This window comes from Nostoc sp. S13 (genome assembly GCF_029379315.1).
Classification (GTDB): Bacteria; Cyanobacteriota; Cyanobacteriia; order Cyanobacteriales; family Nostocaceae; genus Nostoc.
The window spans coordinates 24,993-49,101 of the sequence record NZ_JAQYWQ010000043.1 but is presented as its reverse complement, the minus strand read 5'-3'; the positions used below and the strand labels follow the sequence as shown (position 1 = coordinate 49,101).

At 43.2% G+C, this 24,109-nt stretch carries 19 protein-coding genes; 16 read left to right on the top strand and 3 right to left on the bottom strand.

Features of this window, described 5'->3' with window-relative positions; translation table 11 throughout:
- The first annotated feature begins 106 nt into the window (after nt 1–106).
- A complete protein-coding gene (locus PUQ00_RS15415; RefSeq protein WP_335029158.1) occupies nt 107–1,015 on the top strand; it encodes an ABC transporter substrate-binding protein in 909 nt (302 codons plus the stop codon).
- On the opposite strand, the gene PUQ00_RS15410 is transcribed toward PUQ00_RS15415, so the two are convergent.
- Entirely contained in the window at nt 987–1,508 is a 522-nt protein-coding gene (locus PUQ00_RS15410) for a hypothetical protein (RefSeq protein ID WP_300418079.1), read from the bottom strand. The two genes, PUQ00_RS15415 and PUQ00_RS15410, sit on opposite strands and share 29 nt — an antisense overlap.
- A 125-nt stretch (nt 1,509–1,633) precedes the next feature.
- Here PUQ00_RS15410 and PUQ00_RS15405 point away from each other — a divergent pair, with 125 nt between their 5' ends.
- The 12 genes from PUQ00_RS15405 (at nt 1,634) to rnhA (ending at nt 18,530) form a co-directional block, all read left to right on the top strand.
- The gene (locus tag PUQ00_RS15405) at nt 1,634–3,121 is read left to right on the top strand and encodes an amidohydrolase family protein (protein ID WP_300418077.1); all 1,488 of its coding nucleotides are present in this window, start codon (nt 1,634–1,636) and stop codon (nt 3,119–3,121) included.
- Nucleotides 3,122–3,207: 86 nt separating this feature from the next.
- Nucleotides 3,208–4,710: an amidohydrolase family protein gene (locus PUQ00_RS15400; protein ID WP_300418075.1), complete on the top strand. Its 1,503-nt coding sequence runs from the start codon at nt 3,208–3,210 to the stop codon at nt 4,708–4,710.
- 186 nt (nt 4,711–4,896) lie between these two features.
- Nucleotides 4,897–6,078, top strand: a complete 1,182-nt coding sequence (locus PUQ00_RS15395) for an acyl-CoA dehydrogenase family protein (RefSeq protein ID WP_300418073.1) — start codon at nt 4,897–4,899, stop codon at nt 6,076–6,078.
- A gap of 274 nt (nt 6,079–6,352) precedes the next feature.
- Nucleotides 6,353–7,174, top strand: a complete 822-nt coding sequence (locus PUQ00_RS15390; protein WP_300418072.1) for a class I SAM-dependent methyltransferase — start codon at nt 6,353–6,355, stop codon at nt 7,172–7,174.
- Between the two features lie 313 nt (nt 7,175–7,487).
- A complete protein-coding gene (locus PUQ00_RS15385) occupies nt 7,488–8,594 on the top strand; it encodes an aliphatic sulfonate ABC transporter substrate-binding protein (RefSeq protein ID WP_300418070.1) in 1,107 nt (368 codons plus the stop codon).
- Nucleotides 8,595–8,630: 36 nt separating this feature from the next.
- Nucleotides 8,631–9,494: a TauD/TfdA family dioxygenase gene (locus PUQ00_RS15380; RefSeq protein WP_300418068.1), complete on the top strand. Its 864-nt coding sequence runs from the start codon at nt 8,631–8,633 to the stop codon at nt 9,492–9,494.
- A 581-nt stretch (nt 9,495–10,075) separates the two neighbouring features.
- Complete coding sequence (locus PUQ00_RS15375) at nt 10,076–11,164, top strand: sulfonate ABC transporter substrate-binding protein (protein WP_300418066.1); 1,089 nt, start codon at nt 10,076–10,078, stop codon at nt 11,162–11,164.
- Nucleotides 11,165–11,933: 769 nt separating this feature from the next.
- Nucleotides 11,934–12,977: an aliphatic sulfonate ABC transporter substrate-binding protein gene (locus PUQ00_RS15370; protein ID WP_300418064.1), complete on the top strand. Its 1,044-nt coding sequence runs from the start codon at nt 11,934–11,936 to the stop codon at nt 12,975–12,977.
- A gap of 219 nt (nt 12,978–13,196) precedes the next feature.
- Complete coding sequence (locus PUQ00_RS15365; RefSeq protein WP_300418062.1) at nt 13,197–13,481, top strand: hypothetical protein; 285 nt, start codon at nt 13,197–13,199, stop codon at nt 13,479–13,481.
- 215 nt (nt 13,482–13,696) lie between these two features.
- Nucleotides 13,697–15,910, top strand: a complete 2,214-nt coding sequence (locus PUQ00_RS15360; protein ID WP_300418060.1) for a CHASE2 domain-containing serine/threonine-protein kinase — start codon at nt 13,697–13,699, stop codon at nt 15,908–15,910.
- Nucleotides 15,911–16,189: 279 nt separating this feature from the next.
- Nucleotides 16,190–17,170, top strand: a complete 981-nt coding sequence (locus PUQ00_RS15355; RefSeq protein WP_300418058.1) for an aldo/keto reductase — start codon at nt 16,190–16,192, stop codon at nt 17,168–17,170.
- 451 nt (nt 17,171–17,621) lie between these two features.
- Nucleotides 17,622–18,530: a ribonuclease HI gene (rnhA, locus tag PUQ00_RS15350; protein WP_300418056.1), complete on the top strand. Its 909-nt coding sequence runs from the start codon at nt 17,622–17,624 to the stop codon at nt 18,528–18,530.
- A gap of 45 nt (nt 18,531–18,575) precedes the next feature.
- On the opposite strand, the gene cruG is transcribed toward rnhA, so the two are convergent.
- Together cruG and cruF are read right to left on the bottom strand one after the other, a co-directional pair.
- Nucleotides 18,576–19,814, bottom strand: a complete 1,239-nt coding sequence (gene cruG, locus PUQ00_RS15345; RefSeq protein WP_300418053.1) for a 2'-O-glycosyltransferase CruG — start codon at nt 19,812–19,814, stop codon at nt 18,576–18,578.
- A 119-nt stretch (nt 19,815–19,933) separates the two neighbouring features.
- The gene (cruF, locus tag PUQ00_RS15340; protein WP_300418051.1) at nt 19,934–20,842 is read right to left on the bottom strand and encodes a gamma-carotene 1'-hydroxylase CruF; all 909 of its coding nucleotides are present in this window, start codon (nt 20,840–20,842) and stop codon (nt 19,934–19,936) included.
- A 440-nt stretch (nt 20,843–21,282) separates the two neighbouring features.
- Between cruF and PUQ00_RS15335 the strand changes: the two genes are divergently transcribed.
- Genes PUQ00_RS15335 through PUQ00_RS15325 form a run of 3 tightly spaced genes read left to right on the top strand, consistent with a single transcriptional unit; the run spans nt 21,283 to nt 24,089 of the window.
- Nucleotides 21,283–22,368 carry a spermidine/putrescine ABC transporter substrate-binding protein gene (locus tag PUQ00_RS15335; RefSeq protein WP_300418049.1) on the top strand — a complete coding sequence of 362 codons (1,086 nt, stop codon included), beginning with the start codon at nt 21,283–21,285 and terminating at the stop codon, nt 22,366–22,368.
- Between the two features lie 47 nt (nt 22,369–22,415).
- The gene (locus PUQ00_RS15330) at nt 22,416–23,309 is read left to right on the top strand and encodes an ABC transporter permease (protein ID WP_300418046.1); all 894 of its coding nucleotides are present in this window, start codon (nt 22,416–22,418) and stop codon (nt 23,307–23,309) included.
- 54 nt (nt 23,310–23,363) lie between these two features.
- Nucleotides 23,364–24,089 (top strand): Uma2 family endonuclease, encoded by a 726-nt coding sequence (locus PUQ00_RS15325; RefSeq protein ID WP_300418044.1) that lies wholly within the window; start codon nt 23,364–23,366, stop codon nt 24,087–24,089.
- Nucleotides 24,090–24,109 lie beyond the last annotated feature (20 nt).

The window sequence follows — 24,109 nt, the reverse complement described above, 5'->3', positions numbered from 1 at the left end:
TCAAACCCTCATTTCCTCGTACAGCCAGATGGCGATCGCTCCTCCCGTGCAAATCCTTGTAACTCTCTTCTGGTAAGCTTTCATGATTCGCGGATGAGTCTAATCGATTAATGCCAATAGTGCTACTACTGTAGCTGCATCTAATAACATTTCTACCCTACGAATAGGTTATGTAGGTAATTCAGAACCTACAGGGCCACTTGCTTGGGCCAAGAAAAAGGGAATATTAGAGCGTGAGTTGCAAAAAGCGGGATTTAAAGACGTTACTTTTGCCAGGTTTCCTAACGGGCCGGATCTAAATGAAGCTCTTGTCGCAGGTCAATTAGATGTTGGCTCTTTAGGCGATACACCAGCCATAGTTTTGAGAGCTAGGGGTGTTGAAACCCGACTGCTGCGGATCACTCAGTTTAATACAACCGCCTGGTTAGTGGCAAAAAAGAATGGGGCGCGATCGCTCGCTGAACTTAAAGGTCAGAAAATAGCTACCCAAAAAGGCTCTTATATGCATCGATACCTGCTGGGTCTGTTAGCTGAAGCTAAAATTGCCAAGGATGTAAAAGTTGTCCACTTAATGACTACTGAGGCAAAAGCGGCTTTAGAACGTGGTGATGTCGCAGCTTATGCAACTTCCAGTGATCTGGGGCCTTTTCTGAAATCACAAGGGTTTCCAGTGATTGATTCTTCGGCGAATCATAAAGGTTTGTCAGGGACATCATTAGTTGTAGCAACCGAAAGCTTTCTGGCGAAACAACCTGATTTTCCTCAGAAATTTAATGCAATTCTCACAGAAGCAGCCAAGGATTTAAAAGCCAATTCTGAAGAATATTATCAGTACCACGCCCAAATTACTAAATATCCCGTCGATATCATCAAAGTATCGTTCCCACTCAAACAGGTATCAGAAGAACCCTTACCAGCCGAGGGTGTGAAACTTTTAGAAGGTACTAAGAATTTTTTAGTTTCGCAGGGTTTAGCAAAGTCGAACTTTAAATTAACGGATTGGGTTGAGAAATAGGGAGTGGGGAGTGGGGGAATGAGGGAGCAGAAAAGGCGGGAATCAGTAACTTTTCTGAGTAAGAAAAACAGATTTTTGTAATCAAGTCTTTCAAAAGTGGAACTTCCAGGTTCAAAGGCGCAACTTCCAAGCTCAAAAACGCAACTTCCAAGCTCAAAGGCGCAACTTCCAAGCTCAAAAACGCAACTTCCAAGCTCAAAGGCTCAACTTCCAAGCTCAAAGGCGCAACTTCCAGGCTCAAAGGCGCAACTTCCAAGCTCAAAGGCGCAACTTCCAAGCTCAAAAGCTCAACTCCCAGGCTCAAAGGCTCAACTTCCAAGCTCAAAAGCTCAACTCCCAGGCTCAAAGGCTCAACTTCCAAGCTCAAAAGCTCAACTCCCAGGCTCAAAGGCTCAACTTCCAAGCTCAAAAGCTCAACTCCCAGGCTCAAAGGCTCAACTTCCAAGCTCAAAAGCTCAACTCCCAGGCTCAAAGGCTCAACTTCCAAGCTCAAAGGCTTCCAACTTCCCTCCTGCTCAATAATTCCTTGATGTACAGAGCAAGTAGATTTATCTGTCCTCCCGCCCGGTCTTAAGCGGCTAGTTTCCCCACTCCATTTGAAAATTCAGCTAAAATGCTATGACTATTGCACTAGACCGTCCACAAAAAACTAAGTCTGCTCAAATTCGGGAAAAACTGGGTTATCCGATCATCGATACCGATGTACATACCCAAGAATTTCCTCCAGCATTCTTGGACTATTTAGAGCAAGTTGCTGGAACTGCGATCGCAGAACGTTTTCAAGAACACTTACCCGGTGCATCTCGCTCTAAATGGTTCAAGCAATCTTGGGATGAACGCCGCGCTAACCGCACCGCCCGCCCTCCTTTCTGGACTCGTCCTACTAACGATGCTTTAAATTTAGCTACCGTTAGTTTGCCAAAGTTGTTGCACGAACGCTTGCAAGAAGGTGGTACAGATTTTGCCGTTGTGTACCCGAACCTGGCAACGATGGCGCCACACATTGGGAATGAAGAAATGCGGCTGGCTGTTTGTCGGGCAGTTAACACTTATCACGCTGAGATTTTCCGCCCTTATAGCGATCGCTTAACACCCATTGCTTCCATCCCCATGAATACGCCCGAAGAGGCGATCACAGAGTTGGAATATGCAGTGAAAGTGCTGGGACTCAAAGCCATTCAAATCCCTGGACATATCCGCCGCCCGATTCCCGCCTTTGAGAAGTATGGCGAAGAAGTAGCCAACGAAGCCATCTGGATTGACACTTTTGGTTTAGATAGTAAGTATGATTACGATCCCTTCTGGGCGAAGTGTGTAGAACTGAAAGTTGTACCCACCACCCACTCCTCCGGTATGGGCTGGATAAATCGGCGTTCGATTAGCAATTACCAATACAACCATATTGGTCACTTTGCTTCGGCTGCGGAAGCACTGTGTAAATCTCTATTCTTTGGTGGTGTCACTCACCGCTTCCCGACACTCAAGTTTGCCTTTTTAGAAGGAGGTTCAGCTTGGGGTGCTAGTTTGTACACCGATTTAATTTGGCACTGGGATACCCGCAATAAAGACCATTTGGTGGAAAATAACAATCCTGCCAATGTTAATTATGAAGAACTGCTAGAACTCTATACCCGTTATGGTGGTGAACTAGTACATGGTCGTTTGGATCAACTAGGCAGTGGTTTAGGTTTCCACGCTGACTTAGTATCTCCCCTAGAACCAGGTGATTTGGATGAATTCGCCGTAGCAGGAGTTACCAAGCCAGAAGATATCCGCGATCGCTTCTTGAATCATTTCTACTTCGGTACAGAATCAGATGATACCCGTGTAGCTCAAGCCTTTAACCGCAAAGCTAATCCCTATGGCGAACGTGTTAAAGCCTTTTTGGGTTCCGATTCTGGTCACTGGGACGTACCTGATATTACTGCGATCGCTGCTAATACGTATTCAATGGTAGAACGCAAGATTATCACCAAAGAAGATTTGCAATATTTCCTGTCAATTCATCCATTGGAGTTGTACACCAGCCTGAATCGTGACTTCTTCAAAGGTACGGCTGTCGAGAAAACCGCAGATGAATTTTTGGCTGGGAAAGAGACGCGATAAATCGCCGTCTCTACAAAGGATTGATTCTTTGGCGATTTATCGCGTCTTTGCCAATGCCTATAAACATTTGATGAGGGTAAACCACCATGACAATTGCTCTAGACCGTCCACAAAAAACCAGGTCTGCTCAAATTCGAGAAAAACTTGGTTATCCGATCATTGACACTGATGTACATACTCAGGAATTTGAACCAGCAGTCTTGGATTATTTAGAGCAAGTTGGTGGAACTGCGCTTGTCGAACGTTTCAAAGAGAATTTACCAGGATCATCCCGCTTTAAGTGGTACAAGCAAAGTTGGGAAGAACGTTTTGCTTATCGCACGAATCGCCCTAACTGGTGGGGTCGTCCCACAAAAAATACTTTGAATTTGGCTACCATTAGCTTGCCGAAGTTGCTGCATGAGCGCTTGCAAGAAGCTGGTACAGACTTTGCCGTTGTGTACCCCAACTTGGCAACTTTGGCTCCGAATATCGGTAACGAAGAAATGCGGCGGGCTGTTTGTCGGGCAGTTAACCACTACCATGCTGACATTTTCCGCCCTTATAGCGATCGCCTAACACCCATCGCCGCCATTCCACTCCACACTCCCGAAGAAGGGATTGAAGAGTTGGAATATGCGGTGAATGTTCTGGGACTCAAAGCAATTCAAATCCCCGGTTACGTCCGTCGTCCAATTCCTGCCTTTGAAAAGTATGGCAAAGAAGTAGCTAACGAAGTGGTTTGGATTGATAACTTTGGCTTAGATAGCCAGTATGATTACGATCCATTCTGGGCTAAGTGCGTAGAACTGAAAGTTGTACCCACAACTCACGCTTCCAGCCAAGGTTGGACAACTCAACGTTCTGTCACCAATGCCCAGTATAATCACATTAATCACTTTGCCTTTGCGGCGGAAGCATTATGCAAATCGCTGTTCTTTGGTGGAGTTACCCGCCGCTTCCCACAATTAAAGTTTGCTTTTTTAGAAGGTGGTTCAGCTTGGGGTGCTAGTCTATACGCTGATATTATTTGGCATTGGGAAACCCGCAACAAACAACATTTGTTGACAAATAACAATCCTGCCATTATTGATAAGGAAGCACTTGTAGAGTTGTACACCCGCTACGGTGGCGAACTTGTCGATGGACGCTTAGATAAAATTGGTGACGGTTTAGGATTCCACCATCAACTATTGGCACCAGAAGATCCAGGCGAACTCGATGAATTTGAACTCGCAGGAATTGAGCAACCAGAAGATGTACGCGATCGCTTCTTGAATCATTTCTACTTCGGTACGGAATCAGACGATACCCGTGTATCCCAAGCTTTTAATCGTGCAGCTAATCCCTTTGGCGATGCCTGCGGCGGGCAAAGCCAACGCGTTAAAGCTTTCTTAGGTTCCGATTCCGGTCATTGGGATGTGCCTGATATCACCGCCGTTACTGCCAACGCTTACTCAATGGCAGAACATGAAATCATTACCGAAGAAGACCTTCGCTACTTCCTCTCAATCCATCCTTTGGAGTTGTACACCAGTCTCAATCAAGACTTCTTCAAAGGCACAGGTGTTGAGAAAGCCGCAAATGAATATCTGGCAGCGAAGAAATAACTGTCATTAGTCATTGGTCATTTGCAAAGCACAAAGGACTAATAACAAAGGACAATTACAACGTTCCATGTTCCATTTCCTCTGTTCACTTGTAGCGTGGGCCTTGCCCACTCTACATTTCTCTTAAATAATGAAGTTTCTTTAGATAATTTATTGCTTTAAAATTCCTAAAAGGATGATTTGATTATGGTGCTAGAAATTACAAAACCAAAGGATTACATTGACCTAGCAACTTCACTATCCAAGGAACTTGCTAAATCCGCAGTTGAAAGGGATGCCCAAGCCGGAATTCCAGAAGAGGAAATTAATAAACTGCGTGAGAGTGGCTTGTTATCACTGATTGTACCTAAGCAATATGGTGGGATTGGCGCAACTTGGATTGATGCCTTAAAAATTGTCAGAAAACTCTCAAAAGCTGATGGTTCAATTGGTCAGTTGTATGGTAATCATCTCAATTTGACAGCTTTGGGTCACGTTTCCGGCACGCCGTCCCAAAAGGAAAAATATTATAGAGAAACTGCTAAGAATAACTTATTTTGGGCAAACGCCATTAATACGCGGGATACTAGGCTGAAAATTAATCCAGAAGGCGATAATTTTCGGGTTAATGGTGTTAAAAGCTTTGGCACAGGAATTTCCGTTGCAGATTTTCGAGTATTCTCCGCTTTGGAAGATGGCGTAGAATTGCCCTTCATATTCATCATTCCTAAAGACAGGGAAGGGTTAGTTTCTAATCAAGATTGGGACAACATCGGGCAACGTCGCACTGATAGCAATAGTTATACATTTAACAATGTCCTAGTAGAGAAAGATGAGATTTTAGGGCCATCCAATCCCCCTGATAATGCCTTCTCAACTTTTCTTGGTATTATTGCCCAGTTAACAAAAACCAACGTTTATCTGGGAATTACTAAAGGAGCCTTTGCAGCAGCTCGTGAATACACTAAAACTACTACTCAACCGTGGATTACATCAGGGGTAGATAGTGCTACTCAAGACCCATATATTCTGCATCATTACGGTGATTTTTGGATTGAAATTCAAGCTGCGATCGCTCTAGCTGACCAAGCAGCCGAGAAGGTGCAAGCAGCATGGGACAAAGATGTAGAACTTACTCATCAAGAAAGGGGAGAAGTAGCGATCGCAGTTTCCGCAGCCAAAGCATTAGCTACCCGTGTAGGTATAGATATTACCAACCGCGTCTTTGAAGTTACCGGAACTCGCGCCACTGCAACCAAATATGGATTTGACCGTTACTGGCGAGATTTACGAACCTTTACCCTCCACGATCCAGTGGACTACAAATTGCGAGCGATCGGCGATTGGGTACTCAACGATCAGCTACCTGTGATCACGCAATATTCTTAGGGCATTGGGGATTGGGCATGGGGCATTGGCAAGAATTTATTCACTTTACTCCCTCATCTCTCTGATTTCCCTCACTCCCCACTCTCGCGCTAGGCGCTTTAGCTGTCTACTCGCTGTCTTGTAGGGTGGACTTTATTTAATTTCCACCTTACTTACCTAAATCTAAAATCGTTCGACTGAGCGTAGCCGTACTCCTTCTCTACGAGACGCTCCGCGAACACAGAAGCAAGCTACGCGTAGCATTCCGCAGGAAAGTCCAAAATCCAAAATTGATATGACTCAACTAAAAACACTTCCCACATACGACCCAAGTTTATTTGAGGGAGCCGCAGAGGGCTACGCTCAATATAGAACCAAATACCCACCTGTTGTATTCGACAAACTAGCCGAAATATTTAATCTCAATGGTCAAGGAAGACTCCTTGATTTAGGTACTGGGCCAGGATTAATTTCAATTCCTCTACGAACCAAATTTGAAGAAGTTGTGGCGATCGATCCCGATCCAGAAATGATTGCCGAAGCTAAACGGCAAGCAGCAGCAGTCGGAGCAAATAACATTACTTGGTTAGAACAAGGAGCAGAACTAATTGACTCTAGTTTAGGGATATTTAAGTTAGCGACTATTGGTAGAGCCTTCCACTGGATGGAACGCGAATTAGTGCTTGAACGCCTTTATGAATTGCTTACTGATGATGGTGGACTAGCACTGCTTCAGACTGGTGATAACCCTTGGCAAAGCAATCTACCTTGGAAACAAGCTGCTGTTGGAGTAGTGAAGAAATGGTTAGGTGAAGAGCGGCGGACTGGACAACGAGGACAAGGCATTCGTAAGCCAGTCGATCCTCCCCATGAAGTCATAATTGGCAATTCGGCTTTTGCTCGTCAAGAATTCTATGAAGTGCCATTTGAAAAATCTTGGACTGTCGATAGCTATCTCGGCTACTTATACACTACAGCCTTCTCTCTCAAAATTTTCTATGGCGATAACGCCCCAGCATTTGAAACGGATCTCAAAGAAGCGCTACTAGCAGTTGAGCCGTCTGGACATTTTACAGAAGAAGTCAAAGCTACAATCCTAGTCGCTTGGAAGCACTAGCAAAATTGAACATCAACAATATAGAGTTTCAATCACAAATTTCAATCTTCCACTAGCACGACATTGGAGTGAGCCTTTCTCACTCCACTTCCTAAATTTTTTGCTCCTAACTATTAAATTTTCAGTTCCTCAAGTTCTTATAGGGTGGGTTATACCCACTCTCTTTCCTAATTTCATAAATAAAGTTTTTCAACCTCCAAAAAAATAATTATTATCGTTTTTAAATAAATTGATAGATAATATTTGTTATTCTTTATATTGCAATCAATCATAATTGTTCTAACCACCTACAGGGGAATAAGTAAAACAACCCATGCCAGCTTTAAAAGGAAAGTTTGAATTCAGGAAAAGCCAGAGAACAACACGTCGTTCTTTGTTGTTTGCTCTGGGCTACTGCTTAATGGTATCGACAGCCCTATCGAGTTGTAGTGAAGCCAAAAATAACACTCAGCAGTCGGCAGCTTCCCCTGAGTCGGTAGCTTCATCTAACACTACAGAGAAGTCAACTCAGAAACAAGTAGTACGGATTGTACGTTCAAAACAACTTACTGCTCTAGCAGTTTTAGAAAAGCAGGGTTCCTTGGAAAAGCGATTAGAGCCTCTGGGTTTTAAAGTACAGTGGCCTGAGTTTGCGGCTGGGCCACAACAACTAGAAGCCGTGAATGCAAATGGACTGGATATCGCATCTACAGCCGAATCGCCTCCTGTATTTTCACAAGCAGCAGGAGCGCCTCTTGTTTATCTAGCTACTACACACCCCAGTGGTAAATCAATTTCACTTTTAGTTCCTATAAACTCTCCGATTAAAAGTGTTGCCGATTTGAAGGGCAAAAAAGTGGCTTTCCAGAAAGCCTCCATCGGTCACTACTTATTAGTTAAGGCATTAGAAGACGCGGGACTGAAACTGAGCGATGTCAAATCAGTTTTTTTACCACCAGCAGACGCAAATGCGGCATTTAGTCAGAACAAGGTGGATGCTTGGTATATTTGGGAGCCATTTGCTACCAGAAATGAACAAAATAAAATAGCTCGTGTTTTAGCAGATGGTGGGAAGTTGCGAGATACTGGCAACTTTTACTCAACCTCACGCCAGTTTTATCAGGCTCATCCTGATGTTATCAAAGTGTTTCTAGAGGAGCTACAAAAGGCAGAAATCTGGACTAAGGATCATCCCAAAGAAGTAGCACAACTGCTTGCTCCTGTAACTCAGCTAGATCCACCGACTTTAGAAATAATGCATGAGAAATATGAGTATGGGCTGGTACCAATTACCGAGAAAACCATTATCAAGCAACAGGAAGTTGCAGACAAGTGGTACAGCTTAGGACTTATCCCCAGAAAGGTGAATGTTAGAGAAGGGTTTTTGACACCTGAAGAGTACGCCAAAATTACTCCCTCAGAGGTTTTAGCTAATAAGTAGTTATCCCAAGAAGAAACTAAAACACAGGAGAATATTATGCCTACCTCGACTTTGACAGAGGTTAAAATTAGGTCTATTGATGCCCCTTTGGGAGCGATAGTTACCGATCTTGATGCCAGTCAACCGATTGCACCTGAAGTCATATTACAACTTAAGCAAGCTCTGCGCGATCGCCACATCTTGATCTTCAAAGACCAAAAGCTTTCTGATCAAGAACTTTTGAGCTTTTCGTTATACTTTGGCGCACTCTTTGTACCGTCTGATGAAACTCCAGTATTGGCTTCTAAACCAGGAGAAACTCCGGTGGTGATTCCAATTTCCAACGTCGATGGTGGCTATACCGGTACTGGGGAACTCACTTTCCATTCTGACCACAAATGGACTTTTACTCCATCTAGTGGTTCGCTTCTTTATGCATTGGAAATACCGTCTCAAGGTGGAGATACTTATTGGTTAAATACCAATCTGGCTTATGAAGCGTTAGATGAAACCACCAAAAAACGGATTACAGATTTACAGTTAATTACCTACAACCCATTTTTGCAAGACCGGAAGGCACCACGCTCTTTGTATCGTTTAGACAAGAGTATTCCTTTAATAAGTCCGATCTTTCCCCATCCTTTAGTTAGGACACATCCAGAGAGTGGTAAAAAGCATCTTTACTTAGATATTGCTACGGAAGTGGAAATTGTCGGGCTAGAGCCAGAAGAAGGATCTAAACTGATTGAACAGTTGCGTCAGCATTTGAATCAGCCCCGATTCTACTACCAACACAAATGGTCTGTAGGTGATATTGTCTACTGGGATAATCAAGCTACCTTGCATTACCGTCAAGCATTTGATCCGAATGAGCGACGGGTATTAAAGCGGGTTAGCCTTGCAGGTAGTCGTCCCTTTTAGATTTTATGAGTCAGACAGTTATAACGCTGTTAAAATCTCAAATCTGCTCTTAATGATATGGTGGGAGTCATCGGCAGCATCTTAATGAGTGTAAAAAGCCTTGTAAAACCTCACCCCAACACTCTCCGTGAGTTCGGAGAGGGAGTAAGAATCTTGTTTCTCATCTGGTATATTTGCACTCATTGAGATGCTCTTGGAGTCATCCACCCTCATTCCTAAACTAGATATAGCGCTTCTGTGTTGAGTGCAATACAGACCTAACAACAACAAGTTTTGTAATGGGGATTTAACCCCAACACAAAACTTACTGCTTGATAAAAACTCAAGCAACTTAAACGCACGGAATTTTTTGTTAAAAAATGATAATCGTCACATTATCTGGTCATATATAAAAATATTCTTCTATCTAAAAAGAAGTGTTCATCAATACTTTATTTAAATACAAAATCCGATAAAATCTAACCTAGAATTAATAGCTAATTTGGTTCGGAAAAATACTCAGACCAACTTTTTCCCACATAATGAGAGAATAGATTGCTATATCCCTCTTTAAATATTTGGATTGAATCTACAGGTGTAAAATGTTTAGCAATACCATAAAAAGAAAGTCAACAATAATCAGTAAGATAGCGTTATTTGTAATGCCGGGTTGTTTGGCTTTATCTACCACTTTAATCAGTTGTACGTCACGCAGCAATAATACAAATAATGCAACCGAACCAAAAGCAGAGACAGCAGCGACAAAAATCATTACTTTTAAAACGAAACTGCTGCGAATAGGGTATCAAAGCTCTGGTGATTTAGTTAGGGTCACGAGAGTTTTAGAAAAACGTTTGGAACCCTTGGGTGTAAAAGTTGAGTGGGCGCAATTTGCCCAGGGTCCGCAACTTATGGAAGCGATGAATGTTGGCAAAATTGATGTTGGATCGGTTGGAGAAACTCCTCCGATTTTTGCCCAAGCTGCTGGTGCAAGAATCGTCTATCTTGCTGGTAGACGAATTACTGCTACTTCTGGTAAAGGTAGTGCGATCGCAGTTCCTAAAGGTTCTCCAATTAAGACTTTAGCTGATATAAAAGGACAAAAAGTCGTCTTCCAAAAAGGTTCTGCTTCTCACTATTTTATCATCAAAGCTTTAGATGAAGTCGGCTTAAAATACAGTGATATTAAAGTTTTGAGTATGCCGAATGTTGAAGCCCGTGGTGCATTTATTCAGGGCACTATTCCAGTTTGGGTAACTGGCGATCCTCACTTAGCTTTAGTGGAAAAACTCCACGGTGCGCGTGTGCTGAGAGACGCTACAAATATTGGTACTCCAGGCGGATATTATGTAGGAACACGCGAGTTTGCGAAGGAAAATCCCGAATTACTTCGGATTATCTTGGAAGAGATTGATAAAAACGGTCAATGGGCAGAAGCAAATCGTAAAGAGGTAGCCAAACTAATAGCACCAGTACTTAAAATTGATCTCCCCATTCAAGAAGTAATTTCTGGACGCGCTAATTATCGACTAAAAGGAATTACTCCAGAATTGATGAAAGCTCAACAAAGTGTGGCAGATTTATTTTATAAGGAAAAAATATTACCCAAAAAGATTGATGTTCAGGAAGCTTTGCTTACACCCAAAGAATATGCAGCTATTACTCCACCAACACTTATAAGTGAAAAGTAGAAATAATCAGATATGAAAGCTAGTACCGCAATGCCGAAGTCAAAAGTCACTTGTACTGAGCGTAGCCGTTGGCGCAGCCTCTCGTAGAGAGGTAAAAGTCAAAAGTCAAAAGTATTATGGAATGGGCTTTTTAGGGATTTTAAATGGTTGCTCGTCTTGCAAAGTTCAGATGCCTGCGGCGGGCTGCGCCAACGGCGGGAACCGCCGCTCAGACTTGGCGCTATTTACGCCGTGACGTACTAGGGACTGGGGGCTAGGAAAGAGTTTTCCAATACCCAATTTTGAATCCCTTTAAATGCTTCATGCTAAACAAGCCTAATTGAGGAAAAGCCACTTTTTGCAAATCTCCCGACTTGATTTTTTTATAAATGCTAAGTTTTTTCAAACCAACTAGAATACCAATTTACTAAAACCAAAAAGAGATTTGTTGAATTAGTGCAATCTCAAGTTTTAATACTAAATTGGTGTTCTAGGAGGTTGACAGAACAACTTCCAATTATCTTACTTACTTTTGAAAGTAAGACTTACAACCCACATTCCGCAATTCATTTTGTAATATACAAAGATTACGAAATCTAGCAATGTCTAGGTTGGGCTGCGCCTACGCAATCTAATCATAAGCATAGCCAAACTACTAATAATCGTCAGTATTAATACTTGATAACATGACCATTATTGGTAATGATTTTGAATTACATATAATACATTTTGAAGTGCAGAATATGGATTACAACTTAAAAGCTAAAACTTACGAGGAAAATCACAACTCATGAACAAGCTATTTCAACCACAACGCCGCACAGTTTTAAAGCGTATTGCCCAATATTCAGCACTGGGATTCTTTGCTTTATTATCTCCCATTGTGGGTAGCCTTGTGCAAAGCACCCAAGCGCAGACAAACGCCAAAGTAATTAACTTGGCCTATCAAAGTTCTGGTGATATTGTCAAAGCCAGTAAAGCTGTTGAGCCACGTTTCAAAGCATTGGGTGTAACTGTGAATTGGGTTGGGCCATTTGCAGCAGGGCCGCAATTGATAGAAGCGCTAAATGCAGGTAAGGTGGATATCGGTAGTGTCGGAGAGACACCTCCAATATTTTCCCAAGCCACAATCCCAGGCCCCCCTAAATTTGTCTATATTGCTGGACGCATACCTACCAATGGGACGAACCAAGGTATTGTGGTGAAAGCTAATTCTCCCATTAAGACAGTAGCGGATCTTAAAGGTAAGAAAATTGCTTTTCAGGTAGGGTCGAATGCCCAGTATTTACTAGCAAAAGCTTTGCAAGAGGTAGGGTTAAAAATTACCGATATTCAAATCGTTGCTTTGACTCCACCTGAAGCCCGCGACGCCTTTCTTCAAGGTAAAGCTGATGCCTGGGTGGGTGGCGATCCGTTGTTAGCTGTTGTGCAAAGTGATAGTACTACTCCGATTCGGATTTTGAGAAATGCAGCCGGAATTAACACTCTAGGCGGATTTTATCTTGGCAGGCGTTCATTTGTCACCCAAAATCCGGCATTGGTGCAAGTGTTTTTAGAGGAAGCACAGAAGGCAGGAGAATTTGCTGAAAAAAACCCAACTATAATTGCTAACCAGTTAGCTCCTGATCTGAAATTAGATGTATCAATTGTAGAAAAGGTGGTACGCCGTAGTGCTTATAGATTGAGAAAACTGACACCTGCGATCATTGCCCAACAGCAGGGCGTTGCTGATTTTTATTTTGCACAAAAAGTCATCCCGCGTAAAATAGATATCAATGAAGCGATTCTTCCGACTCTACAATATCAAGCCATCACACCTTCTAATATCAACTAACGGTAAACAGGTAGAGGCAGCTTTATCATAATCAGGCAACGGCTCTCGTGAGGGAGTCGTTGGCTTTAATTTCTCCAGCCTGGACGGTAAGTGCGATCGCCCCTATAATTCTGACTGCATCTATCTAGGGTTATAGGGGTTATGATTATGTACTACATCAACTATCATGCAAGCTATTTAAGCTAGTAATAGAGTTGTTTCAATCCAGGTTATGAGAATATGAGGATTTGGCTTGCCTGCTTTTTGGTGCTGTTTGCCTTGGCGGAACTGTTTGACTGGTTGCAAGAATTTAATCTGCCATTACCTATCTATATTTTGGGTGGCGCTTTTTTAGCTGTTGCTTCTAACTATGATAAAATCTTTGGCTCCTATTTTGCTGATTCAAACATTGAAGCATCACTCGAACAACCCCAGCTAGATTCACTAACCCCATCTACTAATCCTATTTCTTTCCCAATTGCAAGTCCTGTTGAAGATGCTCAAACATCTCAAACAGATGATTAGCCGCATGGCGCGTCACCGATAGCGTAGCGTAAAGCCTTCTCTACCAGACGCTGCGCGTCAGCTTGCTTTTAGAGTAGGAATACACCAAGGTCTCTAATCAACGAGTAAATTGCTACATTAATAGAAGCTCAGGTTAATTAGCTTTTAACCTAGAGTCTGAAAATTAACTTTTACGCCTGCAACATCTACCCAATTCAGGCTACCGTCGCAACGCCGTGATTAGTGGACTATTAGAAAAACTTCGTGTCCCCTTTGTCAAACTTCAGGATTCCCGTAAAACTTCCAAGAGCAAAAGCTGGCTGCAAATTATTTTTGTTACCAGTGTAGGAGTCACCGCCTTTATCTGGGGAGTTCGAGAACTCAAATGGTTGCAGCCTTGGGAGTTAAGAGTTTATGACCAGATGTTGCGATCGCGTCCAGCACAAGCACCTGATCCGCGGATTTTGCTAGTAAAAATTACTGACGACGACCTCAAACGAGAGAAATGGACTCTATCAGATCGTACAATCAATCAGCTGTTAAAGAAAATAGAGTCTTATCAACCGCGAATTGTTGGTTTATATCTTTTCCAACCAGAAGATAACAGTTTGGCAGCTAATCTTGAAAATCAAGATAATATCATCAGCACCTGTTTGTTCAGCAGCTTGGGTAGAGATGAAATTCCACCACCACCTAATTTTCCTATAGATAATGTTGGCTTTAGCGATGTGGCTACTGATAGTGAAAATGACCAAATTCTCCGCCGCAGTTTGTTATTTGCTAACTCTACAGACAAGAAATGTACAACATCATTTGCATTTGGTGCCCTAATTGCAATTAATTATCTGGAAAAACAAGGCATTGAATACCAGTTCACTAAGAAAGGAGAGTTTCAGTTAGGTAAAACCCTCTTCCCACGTTTACAAGCTAATTCTGGTAGTTATCAACATCTGGATGCAAATGGCTATCAAATATTATTAAATTACCGTCACCCCAACAGCCTCGCCGACCAAGTAACCCTCACAGAAGTCTTCAGTGGCGAAGTCAACCCCAGTTTAGTCAAAGACCGTCTTGTAATTATTGGTACTACAGGAGCTAATCTATCTCCAGGTGGCTTTTATACGCCCTACAGCACTTTGCCAGATCAACCAGCCAAAATGCCTGCTCTGTTTATTCATGCACAGATAGCAAGTCAATTGATCAGTACAGTGTTGGATGGACGACCTCTAATTTGGTATTGGCCTGACTGGGCGGAACTTATTTGGGTGTGGGGCTGGTCGCTCTTAGGCAGTATTTTAGCATGGCGGTGGCAAAATCCGTTGCTATTGCTAGTGGTAGTAGGGACAACTCTACTTGGCTTAGTAGGAATCTGCGTTGCTTTGTTTTTTCTAGCCGGATGGGTGCCGTTAGTTCCTCCTGCTCTTGCTTTGGTAATTAGTAGTGTCTGTGTTATTGCTTATACTAGCTACCAAAATCAGTGGCAAACTCAGGTGATTATTTTGCAAGTTGAAAAACAACAAGAAGCGATCGCTCAATTAAATGTACTCTTAGAAGACAAAACAGCAATTCCCGACTCATATCTTGACTTTCCTCCCCCAATTGATTCACTAGAAATAAAATCTGGTGATTTACTTTTAAGTGGACGCTACAAAATCTCTAGAACTCTCGGTGCAGGTGGATTTGGTCGCACTTATTTAGCAGAGGATACTCAACGACCGGGTAATCCTATTTGTGTAGTTAAAAAGTTAATGCCAGCCCGTCAAGATACACGATTTTTGCAAGTTGCTCGCAGGTTGTTTAATAGTGAAGCTGAAATTTTAGAATCTTTGGGTAAACATGATCAGATTCCCGAACTACTTGCTTATTTTGAAGATGACCACGAATTCTATTTAATTCAAGAATATATCGAGGGACATACTCTAAGTGAAGAATTACCACCTGGGCAAAATGTGCAAAATGAATCATTTGTGATGGAGATGCTCAAACAAGTTTTAGAAGTTCTAGAATTTATTCACCAGCATCGAGTGATTCATCGTGATATCAAACCGACTAATATTATTAGATGCACTCAAGATAATCGGCTAGTGTTGATTGACTTTGGTGCTGTCAAATTGATGCAACCGTCGAGTAGTGAGCAAACAGAATTAGCCACAGTAGCCATTGGGACGCGGGGTTATGCACCTCCAGAACAATTTGCCGGTCATCCCCGCTTATGTAGTGACATTTATGCTTTAGGAATGATTGGCATTCAAGCCATAATTGGGATACCACCGCAAGAACTCCACCCAGATCCAGAAACGGGTAATGTGATCTGGCGACAAACAGCGCCGGTCAGCGAAGAATTAGCGGCAATCTTAGATAAAATGGTCTGCTATCATTTTAGCGATCGCTATCAATCAGCCGCCGCAGTTTTACAAGATTTAAAACGTATGTGTAGCCCTGGCGATTAGAAATCTCCCCTACACATACGAAGTCCGCCTTTCCTTCTCTTCTCTACCAGAGGCTACGCGAACGCTTGAATGAGTGCGTAGGCATCGCACTGCTACTATTTAAATTGCTTGACAAGAAAGCTGCTTCAACACGGCTGGTAATATGAATCTGAAATACCCGCAAATCAACCTACTTGTATCAGTAAATACTTATAATAATAGATGACTTGGTGATCCAGAAAGGGATAATCCTGAAACACCTAATATTCTAAGCTCAATTACTGACTAGGAGATGATTTTATGAGAACCAGAAAGTTAGGCAAACAAGGGTTAGTAGTTTCAAATATCGGACTTGGTTGCATGGGAATGTCTGAGTTCTATAGTGGTCGTGATGAAATTGAGGCGATCGCTACTATCCATCGAGCATTGGAACTTGGAGTTAATTTCCTTGATACAGCTGATATGTATGGGCCCTTTACTAATGAGCAACTAGTAGGCAGAGCAATTAAAGATCGCCGAGATCAAGTAGTATTAGCAACAAAATTTGGCAATGTCCGCACTGAAGACGGTGGTTGGAAAGGGATTAGTGGCAGACCAGAATATGTCCATCAAGCTTGCGATGACTCGCTAAAACGCCTGGGAGTTGAAGTGATTGACCTCTATTATCAACATCGCGTAGATCCAACCGTACCCATTGAAGATACTGTCGGGGCAATGGCAGAGTTGGTCAAGCTTGGTAAAGTGCGCTATCTAGGACTCTCGGAAGCTGCCCCTACTACAATTCGACGGGCGCAAGCTACTCATCCTATTAGCGCACTACAATCAGAGTATTCTTTGTGGAGCCGCGATCCAGAGGATGAAATTTTACCTACTGTGCGGGAATTAGGAATTGGGTTTGTTCCCTATAGCCCATTAGGAAGAGGGTTTTTATCAGGTGCGATCGCTAGTCCTGATGATCTGGCACCTGATGACTATCGAAGAAATTCTCCTCGTTTTCAAGGTGAAAATTTCTCTAAAAACCTGCAATTAGTAGAGCAAGTGAAGGCAATTGCCAGCGAAAAAGGAGTAACTTCTAGTCAGCTTGCTTTAGCATGGCTATTCGCTCAAGGAGAAGATATTGTGCCAATTCCTGGTACAAAACGTCGTACTTACTTGGAGGAGAATGTTGCAGCTACCGAAATTACCCTGACTGAACAAGAGTTGAATCGACTTGAAGCCGTTGCACCAAAAGATGTGGCAGCAGGTGAGCGCTACTCTGACATGAGTACTGTTAACCGTTGATCGTCTATCCCCCTTAAGATGCGTGCGGTGATGTTGCTCTCAAATCTAAATCTGTTGCAGTTTCTCACAGAGTTGGAGTAGATGTTTCTGCACCAGAACGGTTTTATAGACCGGGATTTAGCCAATATACATTAAGCCAAGAATGATCAGCAGAGGATAATTAGGCGATTTCTGATGAAAAAAATACCTATGTTGACGAGTTTCGACAACTCTTGGAGATGCTACACGTAGCTTGCTTAAGAGCAGGGGTACGCTCAACTCTCGACCACTCAGTTGGTTGAGCGTTCGCGTACCGTCTCCAAGAGAAGTCGAAACCAACGGTTATGGTAATTTTATTACTAGAATTCACCTTAACAGTAGGCTAAGGTCACTCAGCAAGCAAGGCGGTGCGGGGGTTCCCCCGCACCGCGCTGCCTCTCCTTAGCGTCCTTTGCAGTTTGATACCCTAACCATGTCCACCCAACCCACAATTCAAAGCATATACACCGATGGTGCTTGCACCGGGAACCCTGGCCCTGGCGGTTGGGGTGTCGTCGTCTACTTCAGCGATGGCTCAATCCACGAAATGGGCGATGCATCCCCTCATACCACTAATAATAAAATGGAGATGCAAGCTGCGATCGCCGCCTTACAATTCCTGCAAACATCTCAACAAGCCCAACCAATCACGCTTCATACCGATAGCGAATACCTGATTAACTGCGTTACCAAGTGGGTGAAAGGCTGGAAAAAGAAAGGCTGGAAAAAGTCAGATGGTAAACCCGTCCAAAACCAAGACCTTTTGGAAACTCTCGACGAACTCAATACCCAACAGGTAAAATGGCAACACGTCAGGGGACATTCTGGTAACATAGGTAACGAACGTTGTGATGCGATCGCTCGCACCTATGCCAGTGGCAAAATCCCTTCCCTACAACAATTATCTCCCACAGATTTTTACAACTCTTTACCTAATTCCAGCCAACTAAATGTAGCAAAAGTAGCTGATTCTGAAAAAAGCTCTAGAATAATTAACCAAACTACACAAGAAGTCAGTACTTCTGCACCAGAAATAACTGTTATGGAACCATCAACTGGGCTAGCTGCGGCTGCAACCGATGAAAAACCCTCAGAAATCAGGGTTTCGCAACTCCGCAGCTTGGTCGAAACTCTGCGTATCGCTGACGAAATTTCTGAAAAAGGCTACTTAATCACCAGTTCTGAGTTAGCAGACTTGATGGATGTCCACGCCAGCGCTGTCACCAGTCGGGGAGATCAATGGCGCTGGCGAAACTGGATAGTGTCACGGGTACGCCGTGAAGGAAATCAAATTCTTTGGGAACTGGAACGTGGGGATCAAATAGGAGGTGAAGAGGAGTAGGGAGTAGGGAGTAGGGAATTTCGCTCACTCACCACTCACCACTCCCTACTCCCCCTCTTTTGCACTATACTTGCGTCCCCGCCACTCGCGTGGCGTGTGGAACGCAGATAAGAAGATTCGTAGCACAGCTAAGGGATCAGCCAAAGGGGAAAGCCAGAACAACCAGCGGCCTTTAGCGGTTGTGCGATCGTAGGAAGGTGCGATCGCTATCAGCATAGCAAAGCGAATTACCAGGAGAAATAAATTCAGTCCCAGCAGAAGAAGTGGGGGAGTGGGTAGAGACGCGATTAATCGCGTCTGTAGCAAGTAGGGGAGTGGGGGAGAAATCAACAAAAAACTGAGGACAACTAAAAGGGGTAGACCCTGAACAGATGTGAGTAGCCATAAATCTCCCCACAACTGAGAACGAGAAGTTGCATCTTTGAGGTCGAGACTCCGCCCCCATTCCTTCCACGTCTCCATCGCCCCTTCATACATCCGTACCCTCAACACCTTTGCGCCATCTAAAAAGCCCACCTTATACCCTTGAGCAGCAATATTTCGTGCCAAAGTGACATCATCACAAAAAGAACCACTCGCACTGCTGTAACCACCCACAGCAGCTAAAACTGAGCGACGACACAAAAAACACTGCCCATTTGCCATCACCCGTTCTGGCTGCTCTGTATTGATCCCGGCTGGGTCAAATCGATAAAGCAGAGTCATCAACAAAGCCGGTTGTAGCCAGCACTCCCCAGGATATTTGAGGATGAACTGGGGTGAAAGGGAAACGAGGTCATAGCCTTGTGCTTCGGCCGTCTTCACCAAACCAGCAACCAAACCAGGATGCGGTTGGATATCAGCATCCAGTCCGAGAAACCACTGACTAGCCTCAGAGCTATATAGAAAACCATTATGCAACGCCCAAGGACGCCCCACCCAACCAGAGGGTAAGGGGTCATCTGTCATCAGGCGAAAGCGCGGATCTTTCTGCTGTGTCGCTTTTACCAAGTCGGGGGTACCATCACCAGATTTGCTGTCTACAACAATTATTTCCCGAACTTCGTAGCTTTGCTGACTTAAACCAGCTAACAGAGGGCTAATGCGAAGCGCCTCGTTTAATGTGGGAACTACGACACTAACCCTACCCAAAAGATCCGGCGTCGGCTGTTGCGGTTCTATTGGAGGAAGGCGTCTTGGCCCCTTTAGCAGGCGCGAAAACAGAATCGCCGTTGCTGGTACTTGGATAAGTAGCAAGAAAAGGGAGATGGCACTTTCTACTATCAAAGCGTTGTCATTAGTCATTAGTCATTGGGCATGGGGCATGGGGCATGGGGCATGGGGCATTGGGCATGGGGCATGGGGCATGGAGGATTAGTTATTCCCTTCCACTCCTAACTCCTAACTCTCCACTCCCCAATGACTTATTTCAAGGCAACTTCAACCTTTGCCACCGAGACTTCCTTGCTTGCTGATTCAACAGCAACTTGAGTGGGTGTGGTTGAACTGTTTAACCACAGGGCCACAGCAGGAGTTACACCAAGCAATAAGCCGAGCAACACAGGGATGGAGAACCCAGCGGCCAAGCTTAGTCCGGCGGCGAAGGCAAAGTTAGTTAAATAAACGACTAAGGGTAAATTGAGTTGCGATCGCTCTAATTTAATCGAGGCATTTCTCCACAATAATCCTGCCACACTCATAAACAGGGCGCTAGTACCAAACCAACCTGCATAGTTCTGGTAAGGTGTCCCAAAGAAAGCTCCTGGTTGTTCCCAATACCAGAAGGGCAGAGAAGATTGACTCATAGCTGGTTCAAGGGCAAAATCCCAGCAAGTGAAGAGCAAAGCACCAACGGCTATAGCAGCAATGTGGCGTCCCCAACTGGGTTTTTGCGCCACTTTCAAACCAGATATAGCAATTAAGTAAGACGACAGCCCAACATAGAACCAAGATAAAGGAATTGTGAAAGGAACTAGCCCAGCAATCTTATAACCCAAGCCACTCAAGTAGCTATAATCACCAAATGGAAAACCTGTGCTGGTTCCCAGTAGTTCACTTCCCAAAGAGATCAACACAGCCGGCAGCATAAATGCTAGCCAAGTTCCTAATCCCAATGTCCGGTAGGCATAAATAGAGACAGCTATTGTCCCCAAAATGATATCAACTACACCGCCACCTGCCATACTTAACTGCATGGCGGTTTCTCCAACCTGCGATAAGTTGAAAATTATTTCGGCATTAGGTATGACCAGTAGCATCCCTACGAGTCCAAAGGCTTTTGACACGATATGACCAATGAGGCATACGCGTTCAGCAATAACAAGTTGTCTCATAATAATTCCTTAACAAGATGTGACACGCGGCTACTCGGCTGCTAACTAGTTTACAAATCTTTAACAATATATTTAACTACTTTGTGCCGCAATTCTCTACAAACTTGTTTGGCTTTCTTGCGAAGAGCATAACAGCCTATTGATTGAAGCTATAAGAAATATGATCATAGATTTACTAGTCTAAGCCATGATAGTCAAAATCTACATAATTTCATCTATAAAAACTTCTGGTTTATTGTTCCACTGATACCCAGATGATGAAAAACTCCTTCCATGCAGGGATCTCGTTGAGGAAGTTTGATGAAATAAGGGATAGTGTCCACAACCCTTGTACCAGGAAAAATGCGGTGTGTGATGTAACATTTTGATAGTAAGTGTGAAGAATGACACATTTACCCCAAAAAGTCACGCCAGGGGCTACGAGGTATCCCGTAATCTTAATGACTAACAGACGCCAATTTTTAAAAGGGGTGGCAGCGCTTTCTAGCTTATCTTTAGCTGGTTGTGGCTGGAGGCTGGCTGAAGTACGTGCTAATTCTAATACGAATGGTCAACGTGACCAACTTTATATCTTTACCTGGACGCAATATACTGACAACCAATTACTGAAAACTTTTAGCACTCAAACCGGTATGAAAGTGCTAGCGGATGTGTATGATTCCAATGATGTCATGCTGGCTAAGTTGCAAGCTGGGGGCGGTGGCACTTACAGCATCATCTACCCATCCGATTACATGGTGCAGAAGATGGTAAACAAAGGTTTATTAACAGAAATAAATCACGATCGCTTAATCGGTTTAGAGAATTTATTCCCCCGGTTTCAGAATCCTAGTTATGACCTGAATAACCGATATAGTATCCCTTTTAATTGGGGAACAACTGGTTTAATTTACAATTCCGAAAAAATTAAAGATGCACCACAAGACTGGGATTACCTTTGGCAAAACCAAAAGCAACTTAATCAGCAGATGACCTTGCTCAATGATGTTCGAGAAGTGATGGGTGCGACGTTACGGATGCTAGGTTATTCTTATAACTCAAAAAATGAACAAGAAATCAAACAAGCTTATGAAAAGTTGAAGGTGCTAAAACCTGCGATCGCACGTTTTGACACCGACGCTTGGCAAAATCAAATTCTGGCAGGAGATTTACTATTGGCAATGTGTTATTCAGCAGATGCAGTGAAAATCTCTCAAGAAAACCCTAAACTAAAATATGTAATTCCTCGCAGTGGTTCTTCATTATGGACAGACACTATTGTTATTCCCAAAACAGCTCCCAACCAGGCTGGAGCTTATGCTTGGATTAACATGATTTTGCAACCAGAATTAGCAGCCCAAATCAGTCAACGCCTGAATATTTCTACGCCTAATAGTGCTGGATTTGAGCAATTGCCAAAAATCATCCAGAACAACGCTAATTTGTTTCCCTCAGAGTCGGTTTTAGCAAATTGTGAACGTGTTAGTCCTGTAGGAGAATTTGAAGAGGTTTACGATCGTTATTGGACTCAATTAACTAGCAGCTAAAATAGTAGAGACGCGATTAATCGCGTCTGTAGGAGAGTGGGGAGTTTATGAATTTTGAAAAAAATGATATTTCTAAAATAGAAGAATTGCATCGTCTGCGAGGAAATTGGCTCCAACCTTTGGTATTACTTGCACCATCTGGGATTTGGTTATTACTTTTGTTGGTGCTGCCAAGTTTGATAATTTTTGAACTGAGTTTAGTTGCAGACATCCGACCCGGAGATTTGGTTAATCCCAACGGATTCAAAAACTACATCCGAATATTTGACCCCCTTTACTTGCAAGTAATTGTGCGATCGCTATTTTTTGCGTTTGGCACCACCATAATTTGTTTAATTTTGGGCTTCCCCGTTGCCTATTGGATTGCTCAGATAGCGCCGCAGCGTTGGCGGAATTTGCTGCTATTAGGCTTTATATTACCTTTGTGGACTTCCTCGTTACTTCGCTCTTATGCTTGGATTACGATTCTTCGTCCTACTGGCTTATTGAACAGTTTACTCAGCAATTTAGGCTTGCCTACTTTGGAATTACTTAACCAGAGTCAAGCTGTATTTATTGGCATGAGTTACAGCTTGTTACCCTATATGGTTTTAATTTTATATGCTTCTCTCGAAAAGCTAGACAAGCGGTTGCTAGAAGCAGCAGCTGATTTAGGTGCAAATCCGGTGGAAACTTTTTGGCAAGTAACCGTACCGCAGATTTTTCCTGGAATTGCGGCTGCTTCCATGCTTGTATTCATCACAGGTTTGGGGGATTTTGTCGATCCAGAATTACTTGGTGGTGCTTCTAGTATGACGGCAGCGCGGTTAGTTTATAACCAGTTTCTGGGAGCAACGCAAAATTGGGGATTTGGTTCAGCTTTGAGTATGACGTTAATTTTGCTTGTTAGTATTGCGATCGCACTTTTGATTAAGTTTGGTGAAGCTCCACCCAAACGCTAAACTTTTGGTCACTCATTTATAATAAAGGCATCAAACGCCAGCGAGACAACGGTTATGCTCTCACCTGATCTCAAAAATGCGTTACCAACTACTGATGAACTTCCCTGTTCAGACGATACGCCAGTGGATAACGAAGACCAAAATTTTTTGCCCAACATTTTACTTTTCTTGCTTAACTCTATTTGGGCAAATCGCTTGGATTGGTACTTCGGAGTAGATATGGGAGTCTATCACACCACAGGAGTAAATCCTAGAGTACCTGTAGTGCCAGATGCTTTTTTAAGTGTGGGAGTAGAACGGAAAAAGGGTGGTAAATCACGCAAAAGTTACCCAGTTTGGGAAGAAAATGGGATAGTTCCAATATTCACATTAGAAATGGTATCCCACACTCCAGGAGGTGAATACGACGAGAAGCTAGATATATACAGAAAACTCGGTGTATTGTACTACGTAATTTATAACCCTGAGTTTTGGCGACGCGACCAACATCAACCCCTTGAAGTGTATAAGTTGATAGATGGAAACTACCAACTACAAATTGGTGAACCCTATTTGATGCCAGAGGTAGGGTTAGGTATTGGGCGACACCAAGCTGTAATTGCTGGGATACAACAGGAGTTTTTATGTTGGTATGATCAGCAAGGAAACCGCTATTTAACAGATGCAGAACAGGTACAACAAGAACGTCAAAGGGCTGAACAAGAACGTCAAAGGGCTGAACAATTAGCGCAGTATTTACGTTCTCTAGGTGTAGATCCAAATAATCTACCTGGTAATTAAGGCGATGTAATTTCCCAAAT

Excerpts from the sequence above, each read along its gene's own strand:
- PUQ00_RS15400 (WP_300418075.1), top strand. The coding sequence starts at position 3,208 with ATGACAATTGCTCTAGACCGTCCACAAAAAACCAGGTCTGCTCAAATT.
- PUQ00_RS15395 (WP_300418073.1), top strand. The coding sequence starts at position 4,897 with ATGGTGCTAGAAATTACAAAACCAAAGGATTACATTGACCTAGCAACT.
- PUQ00_RS15365 (WP_300418062.1), top strand. The coding sequence starts at position 13,197 with ATGAGGATTTGGCTTGCCTGCTTTTTGGTGCTGTTTGCCTTGGCGGAA.
- cruG (WP_300418053.1), bottom strand. The coding sequence starts at position 19,814 with ATGACTAATGACAACGCTTTGATAGTAGAAAGTGCCATCTCCCTTTTC.
- cruF (WP_300418051.1), bottom strand. The coding sequence starts at position 20,842 with ATGAGACAACTTGTTATTGCTGAACGCGTATGCCTCATTGGTCATATC.
- PUQ00_RS15405 (WP_300418077.1), top strand. The coding sequence starts at position 1,634 with ATGACTATTGCACTAGACCGTCCACAAAAAACTAAGTCTGCTCAAATT.
- PUQ00_RS15375 (WP_300418066.1), top strand. The coding sequence starts at position 10,076 with ATGTTTAGCAATACCATAAAAAGAAAGTCAACAATAATCAGTAAGATA.
- PUQ00_RS15325 (WP_300418044.1), top strand. The coding sequence starts at position 23,364 with ATGCTCTCACCTGATCTCAAAAATGCGTTACCAACTACTGATGAACTT.
- PUQ00_RS15355 (WP_300418058.1), top strand. The coding sequence starts at position 16,190 with ATGAGAACCAGAAAGTTAGGCAAACAAGGGTTAGTAGTTTCAAATATC.
- rnhA (WP_300418056.1), top strand. The coding sequence starts at position 17,622 with ATGTCCACCCAACCCACAATTCAAAGCATATACACCGATGGTGCTTGC.
- PUQ00_RS15335 (WP_300418049.1), top strand. The coding sequence starts at position 21,283 with ATGACTAACAGACGCCAATTTTTAAAAGGGGTGGCAGCGCTTTCTAGC.
- PUQ00_RS15390 (WP_300418072.1), top strand. The coding sequence starts at position 6,353 with ATGACTCAACTAAAAACACTTCCCACATACGACCCAAGTTTATTTGAG.
- PUQ00_RS15370 (WP_300418064.1), top strand. The coding sequence starts at position 11,934 with ATGAACAAGCTATTTCAACCACAACGCCGCACAGTTTTAAAGCGTATT.
- PUQ00_RS15380 (WP_300418068.1), top strand. The coding sequence starts at position 8,631 with ATGCCTACCTCGACTTTGACAGAGGTTAAAATTAGGTCTATTGATGCC.
- PUQ00_RS15330 (WP_300418046.1), top strand. The coding sequence starts at position 22,416 with ATGAATTTTGAAAAAAATGATATTTCTAAAATAGAAGAATTGCATCGT.
- PUQ00_RS15385 (WP_300418070.1), top strand. The coding sequence starts at position 7,488 with ATGCCAGCTTTAAAAGGAAAGTTTGAATTCAGGAAAAGCCAGAGAACA.